The sequence below is a fragment of the Streptomyces sp. NPDC056479 genome (genome assembly GCF_042795335.1).
Taxonomy (GTDB): Bacteria; Actinomycetota; Actinomycetes; order Streptomycetales; family Streptomycetaceae; genus Streptomyces.
The window spans coordinates 93,282-110,001 of the sequence record NZ_JBHTRZ010000015.1 but is presented as its reverse complement, the minus strand read 5'-3'; the positions used below and the strand labels follow the sequence as shown (position 1 = coordinate 110,001).

At 67.0% G+C, this 16,720-nt stretch carries 16 protein-coding genes and 3 pseudogenes; 5 read left to right on the top strand and 14 right to left on the bottom strand.

Annotated features, from left to right (window positions below; all coding sequences use genetic code 11):
* Positions 1-180: 180 nt before the first annotated feature.
* Entirely contained in the window at positions 181-1,467 is a 1,287-nt protein-coding gene (locus ACFQ6S_RS42090) for a tetratricopeptide repeat protein (RefSeq protein ID WP_383421396.1), read from the bottom strand.
* Between the two features lie 555 nt (positions 1,468-2,022).
* Here ACFQ6S_RS42090 and ACFQ6S_RS42085 point away from each other — a divergent pair.
* On the top strand, positions 2,023-2,727 hold the full coding sequence (locus ACFQ6S_RS42085; protein WP_383421393.1) for a hypothetical protein: 705 nt from the start codon (positions 2,023-2,025) through the stop codon (positions 2,725-2,727).
* Positions 2,728-2,934: 207 nt separating this feature from the next.
* Here ACFQ6S_RS42085 and ACFQ6S_RS42080 read toward each other — a convergent pair whose 3' ends face one another.
* Together ACFQ6S_RS42080 and ACFQ6S_RS42075 are read right to left on the bottom strand one after the other, a co-directional pair.
* Entirely contained in the window at positions 2,935-3,432 is a 498-nt protein-coding gene (locus ACFQ6S_RS42080) for a hypothetical protein (protein ID WP_383421391.1), read from the bottom strand.
* A gap of 288 nt (positions 3,433-3,720) precedes the next feature.
* Positions 3,721-4,167, bottom strand: a complete 447-nt coding sequence (locus ACFQ6S_RS42075) for a cupin domain-containing protein (protein WP_383421388.1) — start codon at positions 4,165-4,167, stop codon at positions 3,721-3,723.
* Between the two features lie 636 nt (positions 4,168-4,803).
* Between ACFQ6S_RS42075 and ACFQ6S_RS42070 the strand changes: the two genes are divergently transcribed.
* Positions 4,804-5,097 (top strand): hypothetical protein, encoded by a 294-nt coding sequence (locus tag ACFQ6S_RS42070; RefSeq protein WP_383421386.1) that lies wholly within the window; start codon positions 4,804-4,806, stop codon positions 5,095-5,097.
* Between the two features lie 117 nt (positions 5,098-5,214).
* On the opposite strand, the gene ACFQ6S_RS42065 is transcribed toward ACFQ6S_RS42070, so the two are convergent.
* The 3 genes from ACFQ6S_RS42065 to ACFQ6S_RS42055 form a co-directional block, all read right to left on the bottom strand.
* On the bottom strand, positions 5,215-5,586 hold the full coding sequence (locus tag ACFQ6S_RS42065) for a hypothetical protein (RefSeq protein WP_383421383.1): 372 nt from the start codon (positions 5,584-5,586) through the stop codon (positions 5,215-5,217).
* Positions 5,587-6,094: 508 nt separating this feature from the next.
* Positions 6,095-6,709 carry a hypothetical protein gene (locus ACFQ6S_RS42060; RefSeq protein WP_383421380.1) on the bottom strand — a complete coding sequence of 205 codons (615 nt, stop codon included), beginning with the start codon at positions 6,707-6,709 and terminating at the stop codon, positions 6,095-6,097.
* Between the two features lie 208 nt (positions 6,710-6,917).
* Positions 6,918-7,079, bottom strand: a complete 162-nt coding sequence (locus tag ACFQ6S_RS42055; RefSeq protein WP_383421377.1) for a hypothetical protein — start codon at positions 7,077-7,079, stop codon at positions 6,918-6,920.
* Positions 7,080-7,166: 87 nt separating this feature from the next.
* On the opposite strand from ACFQ6S_RS42055, the gene ACFQ6S_RS42050 reads away from it, so the two are divergent.
* Positions 7,167-7,898 (top strand): hypothetical protein, encoded by a 732-nt coding sequence (locus tag ACFQ6S_RS42050; protein WP_383421374.1) that lies wholly within the window; start codon positions 7,167-7,169, stop codon positions 7,896-7,898.
* Positions 7,899-8,306: 408 nt separating this feature from the next.
* Here the strand turns inward: ACFQ6S_RS42050 and ACFQ6S_RS42045 are convergent.
* From ACFQ6S_RS42045 to ACFQ6S_RS42025, 5 genes and pseudogenes are all read right to left on the bottom strand, one after another.
* Positions 8,307-9,369 (bottom strand): annotated as a pseudogene (locus tag ACFQ6S_RS42045) (IS630 family transposase); the annotation flags it as partial.
* Positions 9,370-9,388: 19 nt separating this feature from the next.
* A pseudogene (locus ACFQ6S_RS42040) lies at positions 9,389-10,081 on the bottom strand (transposase family protein); the annotation flags it as partial.
* A 187-nt stretch (positions 10,082-10,268) separates the two neighbouring features.
* Positions 10,269-11,765, bottom strand: a complete 1,497-nt coding sequence (locus tag ACFQ6S_RS42035; RefSeq protein WP_383421371.1) for a caspase family protein — start codon at positions 11,763-11,765, stop codon at positions 10,269-10,271.
* Between the two features lie 2 nt (positions 11,766-11,767).
* Entirely contained in the window at positions 11,768-12,142 is a 375-nt protein-coding gene (locus ACFQ6S_RS42030) for a hypothetical protein (RefSeq protein ID WP_383421368.1), read from the bottom strand.
* Positions 12,143-13,260: 1,118 nt separating this feature from the next.
* On the bottom strand, positions 13,261-13,518 hold the full coding sequence (locus tag ACFQ6S_RS42025) for a hypothetical protein (RefSeq protein WP_383421365.1): 258 nt from the start codon (positions 13,516-13,518) through the stop codon (positions 13,261-13,263).
* A gap of 241 nt (positions 13,519-13,759) precedes the next feature.
* Between ACFQ6S_RS42025 and ACFQ6S_RS42020 the strand changes: the two genes are divergently transcribed.
* On the top strand, positions 13,760-13,921 hold the full coding sequence (locus tag ACFQ6S_RS42020; protein WP_383421362.1) for a hypothetical protein: 162 nt from the start codon (positions 13,760-13,762) through the stop codon (positions 13,919-13,921).
* 156 nt (positions 13,922-14,077) lie between these two features.
* Here ACFQ6S_RS42020 and ACFQ6S_RS42015 read toward each other — a convergent pair whose 3' ends face one another.
* From ACFQ6S_RS42015 to ACFQ6S_RS42005, 3 genes and pseudogenes are all read right to left on the bottom strand, one after another.
* Positions 14,078-14,776, bottom strand: coding sequence for a WD40 repeat domain-containing protein (locus ACFQ6S_RS42015; RefSeq protein WP_383421474.1), 699 nt, complete (start codon positions 14,774-14,776; stop codon positions 14,078-14,080).
* Positions 14,777-14,779: 3 nt separating this feature from the next.
* A pseudogene (locus ACFQ6S_RS42010) lies at positions 14,780-15,025 on the bottom strand (WD40 repeat domain-containing protein); the annotation flags it as partial.
* Positions 15,000-15,545 carry a competence protein CoiA family protein gene (locus ACFQ6S_RS42005; protein ID WP_383421359.1) on the bottom strand — a complete coding sequence of 182 codons (546 nt, stop codon included), beginning with the start codon at positions 15,543-15,545 and terminating at the stop codon, positions 15,000-15,002. The pseudogene ACFQ6S_RS42010 and the gene ACFQ6S_RS42005, both read right to left, overlap by 26 nt.
* 119 nt (positions 15,546-15,664) lie before the next feature.
* Here ACFQ6S_RS42005 and ACFQ6S_RS42000 point away from each other — a divergent pair, with 119 nt between their 5' ends.
* A complete protein-coding gene (locus ACFQ6S_RS42000) occupies positions 15,665-16,087 on the top strand; it encodes a hypothetical protein (RefSeq protein ID WP_383421356.1) in 423 nt (140 codons plus the stop codon).
* Positions 16,088-16,720: the final 633 nt, after the last annotated feature.

The following is a 16,720-nucleotide window of genomic DNA, read 5'->3' as shown; positions in this document are numbered from 1 at the left end:
CCTGGCTGGCCGGGCCTCGTCTGGGCGAGCCGGCGCGGGAGCTCTACCGGCGCGTCAGCGACAAGGCGGACTCGTCGTGAGGGCATTGAGCCGGGCACGCACGCCCTCCTGATCGGCATGGCCGAACCTGGCTGGCCGGGCCTCGTCTGGGCGAGCCGGCGCGGGAGCTCTACCGGCGCGTCAGCGACAAGGCGGACTCGTCGTGAGGGCATTGAGCCGGGCTCGCACGGCCTCCTGATCGGCATGGCCCAGTCGTTCCAGAAGGGCGAGGGCCTGCGTCCATGCCGCCCGGGCCTGCTCCACCCGGCCTGAGGCGAGGTGGGTGTCCCCCAGGCGGCGCAGCGTGCCGGCTTCGGCGTGGGCGACGCCGATCTTCCGCAAGAGGGCGAGGGCCTGTTCGTAGCCGGCGACGGCGTCGGTGTGCCGTCCCAGATGGTGCTGGGCCAGGGCGATGCTGTCCCAGACGTCCGCTGCGAGGTAGGGCCGGTGGTGAAGCTCCGGTATGGCCAGAGCCTCCTGGCAGTGATCGAGCGCCTGCTGGTGCTGTCCGAGCAGGATGTGGCACCAGCCGACGGCGTTGAGCGCCGCAGCCGTGCGCGGCCCCAGGCCGCCGGCCGCCCGATGCCGAGCGAGGGACTGCCGGGCGTGGAACAGAGCTCCTTCCAGGTCGCCTTGCTGCTCGGCCACCCAGCTCAGCTGCCGGTGGCCGTCGGCGCAGGCGGTGATCTCGCCCGCCGCGGCGAAGAGCTGAACCGCTCGCTCCATGCCGATGCGCGCCTGTCCGACCCGGCCCAGGCAGGCCGCGGCCCGGGCAAGGCCCTGGTGGACGTGTGCCTGGGCACAGGGATCTTCCAGGCGCTCGGCCGCCTCCATCGCCAGGTGCTGGGTCGCTTCGAGGTCGTGCCACCGAGCCTTCCGGTCCAGGTGGTGGGCGACGGACCAGGCGAGTTGCCAGGTGTGCGCAGCAAACCCATGGGCGGCCGCCGTTCTGATGGCCGCCATCACCACGGCCCGTTCGGTGTCGAACCAGGATGCGGCCGGGCTCGAGCGTTCCGGGCCCGGCGGGAATTCCTCGGCCTGAACGCCCCGGGAAGGCGCCGGCAGGGCGATGGCATGCCGGTCGGGAGAGTACGCCCGCCCTGCGCGGTGCGCGCTGTGCAGATAGTGGTCCAGGACGCGCAGGCGGGCGGCGTGCTGCTCGTGCGGTGCGTCGGCGGCACGGACCAGCTCGCCGGCATAGACGCGCAGCAGGTCATGCAGGGCATACCGGCCGGGCACGGGCTCGTCGGCGAGATGAGCCTCCAGCAGTTCCGACAGCAATCCGTGTGTCTGCGCGAGGGTCAGCCCGGCCAGGCTCCCCACGGCGGCGAGGGAAGCGTCCGGGCCCGGATGCAGAGCGAACAACCGGAACAGGCGTGCCGCGGCAGGAGTGAGAGCGTGATACGACCAGGACAAGACAGCGCGCACGTCGGCAGCCGCATCGCAGCCGCTCAGCGCGCCGAGGCGGCCCTGGCCGCCGCCTGAGCCGCACCGGAAGAACCCGCCACAAGCCCTGCCCCGAGCACGAGCGCGGTCGTGCCCACGCTGAAGATCCGGCGGATACTGCGCATCTCTTCTCCTTGATCGAAGGGCTGAGGGCGCCCACAGATCGGCCCATTGCCGTAATGCCCGCCTGCCGGGACCTTCGTCATGTCGACACAATGACCACTACGGTCACCCGACCGGAGCGATCACGTCGTACCTGCCCAAGCCGGCGTAGCGGCCAAGGGGCCCCCGAGCCAGCGCCTCGAACGGTAGACCGTGCCTGGGACGTCCCGTCCCTGACAGATGTCAGGGTGTTGAGGGTGCGTGCCAGGCGTCGGAGCGCAGGCGGGGGTTCACAAACAGGCTCTGAGAGGCTGCTGCGGTGCACGCCTCCGTGTCAGTACATTTCCTGAGGGGTAGACACTGCGGCGAAGCGCATGGCTACCCGCCGGCTAGAGGCGGGGCGCAGGCGCGATGGGGGCGGTGCCAGTGCGGCGCGTGGTCAGTCTGCAATCGGTCGAGCAGAAACTGTTGCTGCTCGCTCTGCTGTTCGTGATCGGTGGGTCGATTGTCGCGAACCTCTTCTCCTGGGACGTGAAGTGGCAGATACCGCTGATCTATGCGGTCCTTTACATCCTGCTATCGGTCGTTATCGAGATCCGCGATCGCCAAGCCCCAACGGCATCCACGCACTATCGCACCAGCGACGAGTTCTTCCTGTCCTTCGCCCGCCTCGTGCGCACCGCCGAGCGACACATCTACACCAGCTACGTGCGCAACACTCCACCGCCAAGTTTTCAGTCCCCGGCAGCGCAGCAGTATTTCAGGGCCGCAGCCGACTGGACTCGGCGTAATCCTGGCGCGTCGTTCCACCGCATCATCGGTGTCCCGGCTCAGGAACCAGGCCAAAGTGCCATGCGTCAATGGCTACGCGAGCACTACGAAGAGATGCAGGGCCTGGCCAACTACCACGCCCGCGTGGTGACCACGAACAGCGGTGTCGACGCGGTCAATATGGCGATCATCGACGACACCGCCGTGCTGCTGCTGCTGACTGCAGATGGATCGTTCATGAGCGGGCACAGCCTGGAGACGGCCGAAGCCGTCAACTCCTTCCGGGACTACTACAGGTCCTGGTGGGCCTCAGCGGAGCCGCTGGAGGGGTACGCTCAACGAACCGGCCTGATGGCCTCCAATCCCTGAGAGCCGCGTCTGACACATCTATGTCGACCCCGCCCGGATAGAGGCAGAGCCAGGCGCGATGGGGGTGGGATGTCGGTACGGCGGGTGGTCAATCCGTAATCCGTCGAGCAGAAACTGTCGGCAAGCCTTGTCGCCATGAAGCTTGCCTGGCATGCGGGCCGCCGGCCACGGCGGGAGCGGAACGGCGGGAAGCCCATCATCAGCGGGTCAGGGCCTGGCTGTCGTGCCACCCGCTTGGGGCCGGAGCAGGCTCGAACCCGAGTCGGGTGGGACAACTGCGGCAACCGCCGCGTAGTCCTCAAGAATCTGCAGCAGATGAGGTACTGGGACCAGCTCACGTTCGCGTCGCACGAACGGGCCGATCGCCTCCCATGTGCGGACGACCCTGTTGTTGAGGGTCATCAAGTAGCTGGCGTCGATGATGCCCAACCGCATGAGCACTACGAAGTTATGGAGGAAGAAGGCGACGTCATAGATGGCCTCCTGAGCCTCCGTGGGCAGGCCAGAGATACCAAGATCGGGATCATGATCGGCGCCGAGTCGGTCAATGACATACCGATGGTGCTGGTGGAACTTCACTGACCGGAAGTCATCGAGCAACGCTAAGTAGGCCGGAAGGTAGTTGGCGCGCTTCATGGACGACACCTGCTGAAACGCGAAGTAAGTCGAACTCAGCAACGCTAGTACCGACAGGCCGATCGCCATGATATTGAGCATCACCTGATTCCATCCCCTTCGCCGGGAACCTGTGCACCAATGAAAGAGACTCCTATAGCTCTGGTTCCCAAGCATGAGCACCAGCCGCAACCGGAGACTGGGTACGTCGTTGCGGCCACGAAGGCATCCAGCGCCGGCTCATCGCGATCTTCGATCTGCCTGTGCACGCCACAACTCCGGCTGTACCGCAGAAGACGGGGCAACGGATGCGAGCCGCGCAGCCCGAGAGCCAGCGACGCCTTGCCTGGCACACCGCCATGCGGCGGGCCAAGTCTGTTAGGGGTGGCTGTAGTCAACCGCCGAGGGCTCGGCGTACTCGTCGAGTTCAGGGAGATTCACGACGATGGGGTCGACGCCAGAGCGGACGACGGCCAAGACCGTCTCGAATTCGGGTGAGGCGTTGATCTCCTGGTGGATGAGACGCGCCGGGATGAACACGAAGTCGCCGGGCCCGGCTTCGGCGACGCTCTCCAGCTTGTCGCCCCACCGCAAGCGGGCGTTGCCGCTGATGACGTAGAGGACCGTCTCCTGGTCGCCGTGGTGATGGGCGCCCGTGGCCGCGCCCGGTTGGACGATGCCGCGGAAGGCCGACAGATGGGCCGCGTCGGGGTTGCGCCCGTCGAAGGCGACCTTGCGGATCACGCCGGGTGTCTGGGGTGTGTTGCCGTCGAGCTGGTCGCAGCGTACGACGCGGATCTGGGGGTTGGTGTGAGAGTCGCCCATTGGGATCCGTTCTCCGGTGTCAGGGTGTGCGATTCGAGCGGTTGGTTCGAGGCAGCGGCCAGAACTCTCCTCCGATGACGGCAAGAAGGCCCGACGACGGCCAGGGCACCGCCCCCCTGCTGATCTTTCTGTGTAGCCGAGTGCTCACGCAGATAGCAGCATTGTGCCGATTCGTGAGCTGCGGCATAAGTCGGAGTAGGAAAGTTCCCGCTGCAGATACTGCCGAGCGTCTAGAAACGCCCTTATGCGCCGTCAATCCTTGTCGTGCAGGTGAACCGAGTGACGGCAGATAGCATGGTTCCCCCTGACGAACCGCCAAGACGAAAGTCGATGCCGAGCGTACGGTGGCCGTAGGGGCAGGGACGGGCTGCCTCGGCTACGGCTGGTCGTGGACGCGGAGAGCGATGCAGGACGGTGGTTATGCCGTGGGTGCGGCGGTCCGCTGATGCCGACGGCGAAGGCCACGGCCGTGTTCTCTTCGTCGGGCTGCCGCTCGCGACACTGGCGCCGACTGCGGCTCATGAGGGCAAGGACCGAGGCGGTCCAGGCAGCCTGGACGGTGAACTGCCGTGGGTATGGCGTGAGTTGGACGGTGGGGGTGGAACATCCTGCCTCGGCACGGTACTGCTCTCCCCGTTGTCGCAAAACAGGCCTGGCACGCATCTGCGCAAGGTCGCGGCCGCGAAGGGCCTGCCGTCCGTGACCTGGGGCAAGGTGTGGGGATACCGCAAGTTGGACGACGCGCCGGAGGTGTGGATCGGCTACGAACGGGCGTTCTTCGAGACCGTCCACCACCGGGTGGAGAACTTCATCGCCGGGGCCCTCGGGCTGCCGTCGTTGCGGGAGGCCGTGAGAAATACGCGAACGCACTTGGAGACCCGGACCGTTTCATACCGTTCGTCAACGACCACCTGTGGGCCGAGGCGCTGATCTATGTACCCGACAACGCGTACCAGCACCTCACCGGCGAGGAATGGAACCGCAGCACTCGGTAGAGCTACGAGTCCTACCGACAGGCGCTTCTACCCCACCATTTGAAACGACGTCTTACCGGTTCCCGTTCAGGCGTTGCTCCAGTACGTCGAGTTCGCTCTTGAGGCGCTCTACCTGAGGGCTGTGGTTGTCCGGGAGGGCGAGGATCTGGTCGACGTCGCGGATCAGGTCGCCGTCGCAGGGCGTGGCGTTCGACGGTGCTATGGCGTGTATCCAGGTCAGGTAGTCGGCGACCTCGTCGGCCGGGCCCAGGAACGCGACCGTACCGGCCGGGATCAGCTCCTTCTCGGCGGGCAGGCCGTGCGTCAGGGTGATCAGACCGCCGGTCAGACTGGCGAGGTTGATCGCCGCAGTAAATCGCTGCACCGTGGTGGTGCGGATCAGACGCAGGTGTTGAGCGGGGCGCCGGGTCAGCCAGCGCAGCATCAGCCCCGGCCGTCACCCGGCTGACGCGCAGCCCGAATGCGCGTCCTCACGCCGGGCAATGCGCACAAGGGCGGCTGCGCGACCGGCCGAGGCTTTGCGCGCAGCCGCAATTCGCGCGGCTGCGCACGCCTTCCCCCAGGGCACTTGAGGTCTGCCTGCACACGTTCCAGTGCCGTTTCGGCGCAGGCACCCCCGCGGTCCCAGGCAGAGGTCGGTGTGCGTGATGGGGGTGCGGGTCCGGTGGGCCGGGCCGGCAGGAAGGCCCGGCCGCGTTTCGTCGGCCGCGGCCAGTAGAGGCCGTGGCTGGCGGAGGCAGTGGTCGGGGCATGGTCGGGGTGACCGCGATCCGACCACGGGATCCGGTGTCGGGCCTGGCCGCGCAGACGACACCGCTGAGGTCGCCGCCCTCGGTCGCGAAGCGCCCCACACGCAACGCCGCTTGACCCCAGGCCAGAGCGGTGTCACGTTCTCGGTGAGCAGCTGTGCCCTCAAACGGCACCCAACTCACTCACGACGAAGCCTCAGCCTCGGTATCCCCGGCTGAGGCTTCATCGCGTGCGCGCGGGCCCGGAAGCTGACCCGGCGCCAACTCCTCAGCCCGGTCTTCATCTGGGCCCTGTGCGGAGACCTGACGAGCAGCTTCCTTGAGTTTCCGCTCCAGCCACAGTTCTGCCAGAGGACCGAGGGGCGAGTACATCACGCGGAAGATCGGCACCACAGCGACGACGACGGCGCCAGCGGCCACAAAAGCGACCAGGGCCTTGGCGTTCTCAACGTCTTTCGGCTCCTTTGGGTCCGCCAACCAAAGCAGGCAGACGAGGATCGCCACGGCCTGAGCGACCATGAGCGCACCCCACAAGAGGCCAAGCGCAAAGAACAAGAGCGACTTCGCCGCTCCCACGCCGAACTTCGGCAACTCGACCTTGAACGCCTGCAATGCCGACTGACGCTCTGACTGCGTCATGGCCGCCATGTCCACCGCCTTGTGCATGAGGTCGTCGAGCGCTGTGCGTGTCCAGCCCTGAATTGCTCTGCTGTAGGCGGCTGCCTCCAACGTTCCAGCGATGAGAATCGCCGACGACACAGAGGCTACGGTCGTCGCAAAGGCTTCTGTCATCTGCACCCAGACAGACTGCCCAGGCGCCACCTGTCCTGCGACGCACGTTGCCGAACAGTGACTTCCGCAGGGGTATCGTCGCTGGACGCGGCGAACTCACCAGCTACGACTCCCGACAGATGAACGGCCCGCCAGCCGACGCCGCAGACCACGTGATCCCCGTCAGCAAGGGCGGCGCGCGCCTTGGGCCTTCTAGTGCCGTGACCGCAAAGGTTCACCGTGTCGCGGCCGCCGGCACGGCGCCTCGCCACGTCGTCGAACAACCGAGGTACGTCCGGTAGGAACCGTGGCCCTCCGCCTTGCGATGCAGCGCACGGGCCGCCAACTGGGCGGCCTCCTTGCGGCTGGTGACCTTCACACCCCGGTCAGGGCTCACACTCGCCGCCCCGCCCTCTCGGCCGGAAGGGACGGGGCAGGCGTTTAATCAGATGTGCGTACGGCGCGGGGTTGTTATGTTCGCCGTGTGCCGAAGCTGAATCAGATCATCGCAGTCGAAAAGGGTGTCAAGTCCAAGGCCCTCCAAGAGCTCACCCAGGCTCATCAGGACGTGCAGAAGCCCGCCCTGCTGGCCGGCATCTCCCGGACCTACCAGCCCAAGGACGAGGAGGGCGAGCAGCTGCCGCCTGAGTCCACACGGGTGCAGATCAAGGCCGAAGACGCTCTGCGGGCGACCGCCGGGACGCTGACGCGGCTCTTCGACGTGACCGCGACGAAGGACTGGGCGAACCGGTCCGCGGTCGCGGACGTGGTGGTCGACGGTACGGTGCTGCTGCCCCAGGTGCCCGTCCCGTACCTGTTGTTCCTGGAGAAGCAACTCACCGACCTGCACACCTTCGTGCGCAAGCTGCCGGTGCTCGACGCCTCCGAGTCGTGGAACCTGGACCCCTCGACGGACACGTGGAAGACGGACCCGGTGCGGACCATCCGCACGAAGAAAGTTCCGCGCAACCACGTGAAGGCCGAGGCCACGGAGAAGCACCCGGCGCAGGTCGAGGTGTACTACGAGGACGTCCCGGTCGGTTACTGGACCACGGTGAAGTTCTCCGGCGCGCTGCCCGCCCGGCGGGTCAACGAGCTCCTCGACCGCGTCGAGAAGCTCCAGCAGTCCGTCAAGTTCGCCCGCGAGGAGGCGAACAACACCGAGGTCACCGACCAGCAGGTCGGCGACGCGGTATTCGGCTACCTCTTCCGGTAGCCCCCACATACGCCCTCCGTCGCGAGCGGAGGGTGCGCGATGAGCGCAAGCTGAAACTGATGTTGAAGCTGATGAAGGGGTGTCAGTTGGGGGTTCGAATCCCTCTCCCCGCACCACGTGCGGGGGTGGCCCAAGCCTGGCAGAGGCGGCCCCGTGAAACTCAGATTCTCGCTCCAGTCTCAGTATTCGCCGCCGAACACCGGATCGACCGAGCGTGGGCGAACATCGACGGATGGGGGTTCAAGTCCCTCCGGCGCCTCTCTCGTGGCGCTGTAGTTCAAAGGCAGAACACGTCGATCTCAACATGACCCGCGATTCTTAAACGCCGCCGGTGTGCGCAAATGGGTGGCAAGCTGGAGCCCGGGAGCTGGACATGCTCCCGGGCTCCGTCACGTTCCCGCCCGACCCTTAGTGCTGTGACCGGCAAGGTTTCACCGGGTTGATTGGTCGGGCCCCGGTGGGTAGGGGTCTGCCGCCCCAGCGGATGCTTCTTTCGCTCCGGATTCGGGCACGTTCGCGTCGTTGGGCGACCAGGACGTCGGGGTGGCGGGCGTTCTGGTTGCGCCAGCGCAGGTAGGCGTGCAGGGCCCGGGTCTGGACGGTGTGGTCGGGATGGTTCGAGTTGGCCAGGGTGAACTGCCGTAGTGGTCCGAAGTGGGCCTCGATGGGGTTGACCCAGGACGCGTAGGTCGGAGTGAAGCACAGCTCGACCTTGTTGCGGGCCGCCCACCTGCGGATTCGCCAGTTCAGGTGCGCGGCGAAGTTGTCGAGGATCACGTAGATCGGGGCGCCGTCCGAACGGGCCGCTCGGATCGACCGCAACGCGGCCCAGGCGTGGTCGATGCCTTTGCGGTGCCGGTTGATCCCCCACATCTGATCGTCACCGACGGAGAGCAGCCGTGGAGTTAGGTGATGCCGTGGGTGCGCCGGTAGGTGGCCGGCAGGCGTTCGGGCCGGGTCAGCTCGGCCCAGCAGGAACCGGCGGTGGGGCGGATTCCCAAGGGCCCGAACTCGTCGCACGCGAAGGTGCGGTCCGGCCGCTCGTTGATCGTGTACTCGATCCGGACCAGCTTGGCGTCGAAGTCGGGGTCCGGGGACTCCTTCCAGGTCTTCGTGCGCTGGAAGGAGACCCCGCGGCGGGCGAGTAAGCACCGCAGGGCCTTCCGTCCGATGAGGACGGGGTGGGCACGGTTTCGTCGCAGGTGATCGGCGAGCTTACGGATCGACCAGTAGGTGAACGGCTTGCCCAGGACGGTCGGGCGGGTGGTAGCCGTCCGGACGACGAGGTCCTCGTCGTCACGATTGAGAAGGCAGGGACGGCCTCCCGCCCAGCGAGGGTTCAGGCATGCGAGCCCGATCTCGTTGAACTTGTGAATCACATCGCGGACGGTGTCCTCGTCCGCCTGGACCAGGCGGGCCATGAGGGGACCGTGCTTCCGCCGGCCGAGGCCAGGAGCATCATCGTTCTTCTTGAACTTGCGATGTGGCGGTGTCACCACCCGTCCGCCGGTCTGCGCGCCCATGCCCTGATAGCCGGCGTCCGCGAGGACCTCCAGGTACGGGCTGTCGGCCAGGAGCTTGGCCAGTCCGAGCTGTCGGGCCTGCGTGATGTCGGCGCAAATGCCGGGCCGGACCGGGCTGCAGAACAGCACTCGCCCCTCAGCGTCCGTGAGGACCATTGACTTCACGGCGTTCTGCTTGGTCTTGCCAGAGACGAACTTGTCCCGGTCCGTGCGGCCGGCGGCCGGGCGCCGCACGCGGATCTCCGTGCCGTCGATGATCCCGGTCCGAGCGTCGGTACCCAGGTGCTCGATGACCTCGGTGAGGGAGCGCAGCCGGATGCCCGGTGCCACGGTGCAGCCCCGCTGCGCCAGCAGGGGCCGTACCTCGCCGATGGCGCGGGTGATGGTGGAGCGGTCCACGCCGAACCAGCAGGCCAGCAAGTCATGAGTGGTGCCATGGCGCAGATTCACGAATGTGGCCAGCAGGCGGTCGACGAAGACGAACCTGTACTTCGCACCAGCTCCCACCGGCCGACGCCGCGGCCGAGCCGTGAGCCGAGCCTGATGCTGCTCATGCCACAACGGCCCTACCTCGGCGATGAGTTCAGCGATCACATCCGGCGACAGCCCAGTGATCCGGTACTCCGCCACGATCAACTCACGCGCCCCAGCCCCCACCATGATCAGTGCAACGAGCTACCTGGGTGCCGAGCCACGGCCAACCGTGCACGAGGTCGTTAGGGACACGACAACTGACCCTGCCCAGATAGTGCAGTCAACACAGCTGATGACCCGCCGTCTGCCCCAGACTCTGGCGTGAGCGGTCCAACTGAGCGGCTCACGGTGACGAGTACGGTGCCGAGGCTCCTCAGTGATCGCGACGGCGACGGCGTACGAAGAGAGCCCCCATGACCGTGATCGCTGCCACGGCGATGATGACGAGAATGATCCCAGCCTGCTTTTCGGCGTCGGTGTCGCCGTTGACGGCGACACCGATGCCGATGAACAGGAGTGCTACGCATTGCACGCGTATATAGACCACGGCGGCGATGCGGACTATCCGGATGGCCCGGGGCCAGGCATTCCCTGGCGTGTCAGTGCGCAGCGTTGCCGCCTTTTCCCTTGGTGGAACGGAGGGCTCTGCAGTTCTGGGGACGTGAGCTGGCTTCATCCCCGGGCCGGTGTTGCCCTTGGTTCGTGGCCTCTGAGCACCTTGGCCGGGATTTCGGATTTGCCCTGGCTGTATAGGAGCTGGCCTGATGAGCGGCTGAGACCAGAAGTCGTTCCCAGAGTCAGGCTGCGGTTCCCGCGACTGGGATGGCTGGGGAGCGGGGCTGGTTGGCGTTGTCTGTGCTTCCACGACTGGCGTTGTGGCTGGCGCGGGTTCGACTGCCGACCCGGGCTGGGGCTCGGGGGCCGGTGGCAGCAGGGTCTGAAGCCGGGCTGCCGCGGCCGCGGACACGAGTCGGCTGTCGTCGTCCACCAGCCGCCGGATCTCCTCGAGGGTGCGTCGGCGCACGTGGTCGTTGCCGATCCGGTGCAGGTGAGCGAGCCCGTCGATCACACCGAGTCGGTCGGTGGCGATCGGACTGGCCAGCGCATGGTGCAGGTGGGCGGGCAGGGTCCAGTGGACGTTGCGGGCGATGATGATGCGGCCCTCGACGTTGTCCTGCTTCTTGGGCCGCTGCTGGGGCATCTCGTCGACGACCCGGTCATGGACGTAGCTGTACAGCTCGTCGAGGGTGATGTCCCCGTCACCGTCGAGATCGGCGCTGCCGTCCCGCAGGCCTGCCACCAGGTGGCGGGTGAACACCGACTGCGCGGCCGCGCCGTGCGGCTGATTGTCCTCGAACGAGTACTGGGTGGCGTCGGATGCCGTCAGCACGGTCCGTCCCCGGCCCTGGAACCGCTCCAGCGTGTGCACGTCCGTGTCGGCCTTGGCGACACGCCCAGCCGGGAAGGCACCGCTGTAGCAGCAGTCGAGGATCAGCACCTTCTGCCGGGACATGCAGCCCGACATGGCCTGGTCGATCTGCTCCGCGGGCAGCGACGTGAACAGCAGACTGCCGCGGCGTGTGTTCGTCGTCGCCAGGTAGAGCCGACCGTCGTCGTCCTTGAGACCGTGGCCGGTGAAGTACAGCAGGGTGAGGTCGTCCCGCCTTCGGTCGCGGTACAGGTCGCCGATGGCCTCACCCACCCGGTGGTGCGGCTCGTTGATCAGCGTGGTGACCTCGAACCCCGCGATGTCGGAGTCCTTCAGGACGGTGGCGAGCGCCTCCGCGTCGTGCGCCGGGGCGGTCAGCGCCCGCAGCCCGTCGTCCTGGTACTCGTACGTGGCGATCAGCAGCGCCAGCCGGCGACCCATGGCTACCCGCCGGTGTGGCGACGGACGTACGCGTCGACCAGCTCCCGCCGCTCGGCGGCAGACGCCCGCTCCAGTTCGATGGTGTCACCGTCGATGGTCAGCGAGATGCGATGCCGGGCGGAATGCCGGCCGAGCCAGTCGCGCAAGGTCTCGATGAGCGTGGTGAACACTCCGCTGGATGCGCTCATCGCGACGACGACCGCCCCCAGCGTTACGACATCGGTGCCCTTCGCCCCGTCAGGAGCCGTCCCGGCGGGCGCGGGGCCGACCGACTCGATATCCAGCTCGGCTATCTCGGCCCGCAACTGCAGCGTCAGCCGCTCGGCAGGTTCGGGGTCCAGCTCGGGATCGAACGCGATGGACAACAGCACCTGCATCACGCCATCCGAACCGGATCTCCCTGGTCCATGGTCCGTAGAATCCTCAATCTGCACGAGTCCCCCGATTACGAAGCGTCCCAGTACCGTTCCTCACAGTGTGACGAACCGCGACCGCCGACGGCAGCCCTTCGTGCTCATTCGCCCATCGGATAACCCGGCGAGGCCAGAAGGATGGGCGCAAGGGGACGGGCGCTGGACGCGAGGCGCCCACCACCGGGATCGCAAACAGGCACTGAGTGGCAGGGCAAGCAGTGCCCTTTCGGCACTGTCGCGGCCTACTCGACGAGCCGACCGATCAAGCCTCCGCGTCGCCGCAGCTGCTGAACTGACTAGTTGTCAGTTTCTGAAGAGGTGCCGACTAGACTTTGGAGTAAAGATCACGCAAAGAGGAGATCTTTATCTCTTTGGGAGAATGGGGAGGGTAATGGATCAACATGATGCCTGCCGAGGCCAGGCAGCCGGCCGCGCCAACCTGGACGCTGACCAGGGCCGCTCAACGCGAGCTGCTACGGCAGTGTCCCGCCGCTTTGCCATGGGCGTCGTCTACGGCGCCGGCACTGCTACCGGCAGCCTCCTGATCACGGCCATCGTCTGGTGGATGAGCACCCACTGACGGCCTAGCTGAGGGGTTCGGCTGCAGACGAACCCCCGAATTTTCGATCACCACGACGGACATCCTCATCGCCGTCTTCGGTATGCGACTGGTCTTCCCCGTCCATCGTCGCCAGAGGCATGACAGGGCACACCCTTGTGCCGTCGCCCCCCACCTCAGCGCCAGCGGCGACCCCGTGACGCCCGCGGTCGCCCTTCAAGCCGTGTCCAGCCCGTCTCCGGTCCTCCGCCAGCTCGAGCGAATCCTCGACACGTTCCGCACGGTCAACCGCGGCAACAAGGCCTCGTCGCGGAGCCCGCATGCAGCACTCGAGTTCGACCAGGACGACTACGACGAGGAGCCGACGTGCCCGTCGTGTGGGCCGCGATTTCTACTACGTGCAGGGGATGCTCTCCGACGACGAGGGCAAGCTGGTCGAGATCATCTACCTGCACACGCCATGCGGCTACACCGCAGACGCACATCCCCAGTACGAGCATCAGGTACATGAGCAGCTGGACGGTCACGCCGCACCTCGCTGGGTACGGTGGCTGGCGCTGGCCTTGGTGTGGAGCTGCTCGGGGATCCAGTTGCGTTGGTGGCGGACGGCGTCGTACAGGGCGTTGCCGAAGCGGGTCGTGCGCATGCGGACCGCCGAGTGGCTAATGCTCAGGGTGTCGGCGATCTCGGTGTCCACGTAGCCCTCGACGGGCATGCGGATGACCGCCTGCGCGACCGCGGACTGTTCGCCCAGGATCTCCTCGAAGTTGGTACTGAGCACGGCGGCCTCGTGCCCGGAGAGGTGTCCCGCCGCCAGGAGCGGACCGAAGAGTGCGGGTGCGGTCTCTTCCGAGCCGTCACATCAGCACGTTGATGAGGATTGCGTCGCGCGCCTCGGTGCTGGAGCGCAGCAGCGCAAGGTTGTCCAGGGTGAACCCGTCCGATGCATCCGACTCCACGCCTTGCGAGGGCACTTGTTCTTGGCAGCGGGGGGGGGAGCGCGTTCGGACTAAGGCGAGCGCTTGGAGAAGGCGCTGAACGTCACGCTCAACTCCATGGCGTTCCGCTCCTCCGGCCAGGACCTGACCACCGCTGGCACCTACATCGAGATGGCGTCCCGCGTGACTGAGCCCGTTCTCCTGGGCTTGGCCGTTCTGGCCGTCCGTAACCGCGTCAAACGCTGACCGGCGCGAAGCAAGACGTGCTCCTCACCCCAGCACCGAACCATGACAACGGTGTGCTTGCGCATTCGGGAGAGCTGTGAACGCCGTTCTGGGGACATTCACGAACTCCGTGTCGCCATCGGTGATGTGGAGGAGTAGAAGGGGCCAGTGGGGTCGTCACGCTTGTGACCGGCTGTGGTTGTGTCGTCTGCCGCTTAGCGCGGACTCGTCGACGCCAGACGGATCCCGTCGCCGGTGCGGATGCGCACCGGCCGGGGTGAAGGCCACCGACGTCACGCCGGGGGTGCGCACCGAGATGGTCCGGCGTGCTGTACCGGAGCGGGGATCCCACAGCCGGACGGTCCGGTCCATGCTGCTGCCCGTGGCGAGGCCGCCGCCGGTGGCGAGTGTCCGGCCGTCGGGACTGAAGGCGACGGAGAAGGCACTGCCGGGGGCGGGAAGGGTCTTGCGGATGCGTCCCGTGGTGACGTCCCACAGTCGTACGCGGTCGTCGATGCCGCCCGTCGCGAGTGTCCGGCCGTCGGGTGAGAACGCCACGGCCGAGAGGTAGTCGGTGTGCCCTTTGAGGGTGCGCAGAACTCTGCCCGTGGCCACGTCCCACAACCGGACCGTCCGGTCGCTGCTTCCCGTGCCGAGCATCCGGCCGTCGGGACGGAAGGCCACCGAGCTCACCAAGGCGGTGTGCCCTGCCAGTTGCCGGACGGTCTTTCCGGTGACCGGGTCCCACAGCCGGACGGAGCCCTCTTCGCCGCCGGTGGCGAGCGTGCGCCCGTCCGGGCTGAACGCCGCCGCCCGCACCGCGCCGGCGGGCTCGGTCAGGACCTTCTCCGCCTCGGTGGTCTTCGTGTCCCACAAGCGAGCGGAAAGGTCATGCCCGCCCGAGAGCAACGTCCGGCCGTCGGGGCCGAAAGCCACTGTCTGCACATAGTCCGTGTGCCCGTGGAAGGAGTCGTGTTGGCTGCCGGTGTCCGTGTCCCAGGTGGTAACGGTGTTGTCGTTGCTCCCGACTGCAAGGAACCGGTCGTCCTCCCCGAAGTCCAGGGAATGATGAAGATGAAGTCGGTGGTGATCGACTTCTTCACCTTTCCGGTGGCCAGGTGCCACAGTGTGATCTTCCCCTCGTCACCCGCCACAGCCAGCGTCCGGCCATCAGGGCTGATGACCGACGTGTAGAACTCGTCATCGTCGCGGAGCGTCTTGCGTGTTGAGGCCGCGGCCACGTCCCACACCCGTGACCGCCCGGCTCGAACACGACCTCGCTGCCCAGCGGTTCGGTGTCTTCGGGCAGGCGCGTGGTGGTCGCGATGCCCTGGCCGACCAGCCATGCGAGGAACTGCTGCTTGATGTAGAGGTGGTCGGCGCCGGAGACGCCCACCGACGCCCTGCGGCACACCACGTGCTCGGGTTCGGGGAGGTGTGCGAAGTGCGCCACCCGGCCGGGTGGCGTCCTGATCGTCAGCCGTCCCCGGCAGCCGCCCAGCCACTGCCCGCACCAGAACGTCTGCCCGGCGTGGGCCTGCCGGAACGCGCGCGCCTGGTCGGCCTGCATCGGCAGCAGGGCGGGTATCTCCGACTCCGCGCTGTCAATGACCGTGGTCTGCACCAGGCGCTGGTCTCGGGGCACGCCACCTCCCGCACGGTCGGCTCGCTAGTCCTCCAGTGTCCCTCACGGGGAGCGGTTCGGAAGAGGACACCCCTTCCACTGTGTTGCGATCGACGTAATTCTTTGCGATCGCCGTAGTCATGAATCTGATCGGTGACCTCGCAGCCATCCGCACCCCCCTGCCGCAGCCCGGTGACGTCACACCGGAGGAGCTCTACCCCGATGCCCTCGCGGAGGCCGAACAGGCCCGCGAGAACTACGCGTTCGCCCTCGAGGCCCAGCGCGAGGACCTGCAGGAAGACCCCCTGCTGATCGCTCTTGCCAACGCCCGCGCCGCTCGCGAGGCCGCTGACCGCGAGATCCGCCATCTCCTCGCCTACGGCCGCGAGTTCCACGGCGACCGCCCCTACAAGCTCGAACCCCTTGCACAGGCAAGCGGCATGACGCCCTCCGGCATCCGCACCGCCTACACCAGCAGCGAGACCGAAAGCGTCGCTCGCCGGATTGGCCGCACGCCCGACAGTCGCCGTGCCCGCCCTCCGGCCACACCGGAGTCCTCATGACCGAACACCCTCAGACCATCAGCAACACGGCCGTGATGTTGCGGGCACCTGCTGCTACGGCTGTCGCCGGCTGGCGTCAGGCCCGCGCGAACGGCATCACGGACGGCATGGCACCCGCGCATCAGGCCGGGCGCGCCGTTCGCGGCGGACCCTCCCGCCTCCGTGGCGGAGGGCCTGCCGCTGCCGACCGTGGCCAACGAGCGGAACCGCACCGGGCGCAGCGAGAACGAGGTGCGCGTGCCGACGGAGGCTGTATTCGTCGGGTGGCGCATCGACGCACGAGCACAGCGGCCGGCACTCCCGCGCCGCGGTCCACTCGCTTTATGGGATGCCTCGCCCACAGATGGGCGCATTGCACTTCAATTTCACAATTGATGATGATATGGGCCTGTCCAATGTTCCGCGCTCGAACGGAGAACGCCCCACATGCGCATGCGCAAGCTCCTGACCGTAACCGCCATGGCTGCCGCAGCAGTCCTCGGCAGCATTGGCCCAGCCACCGCCGCTGACGAGGAGAACACAGGCAGCATCGTTCAATCCGCTTCCGGGAATGACCTGCCCGAGCATGTCGGACATGAAATGCCGAGCTCGTCGCCTGAGCACGGAGTGAATCGAATCGGGGGCATTTCCTAC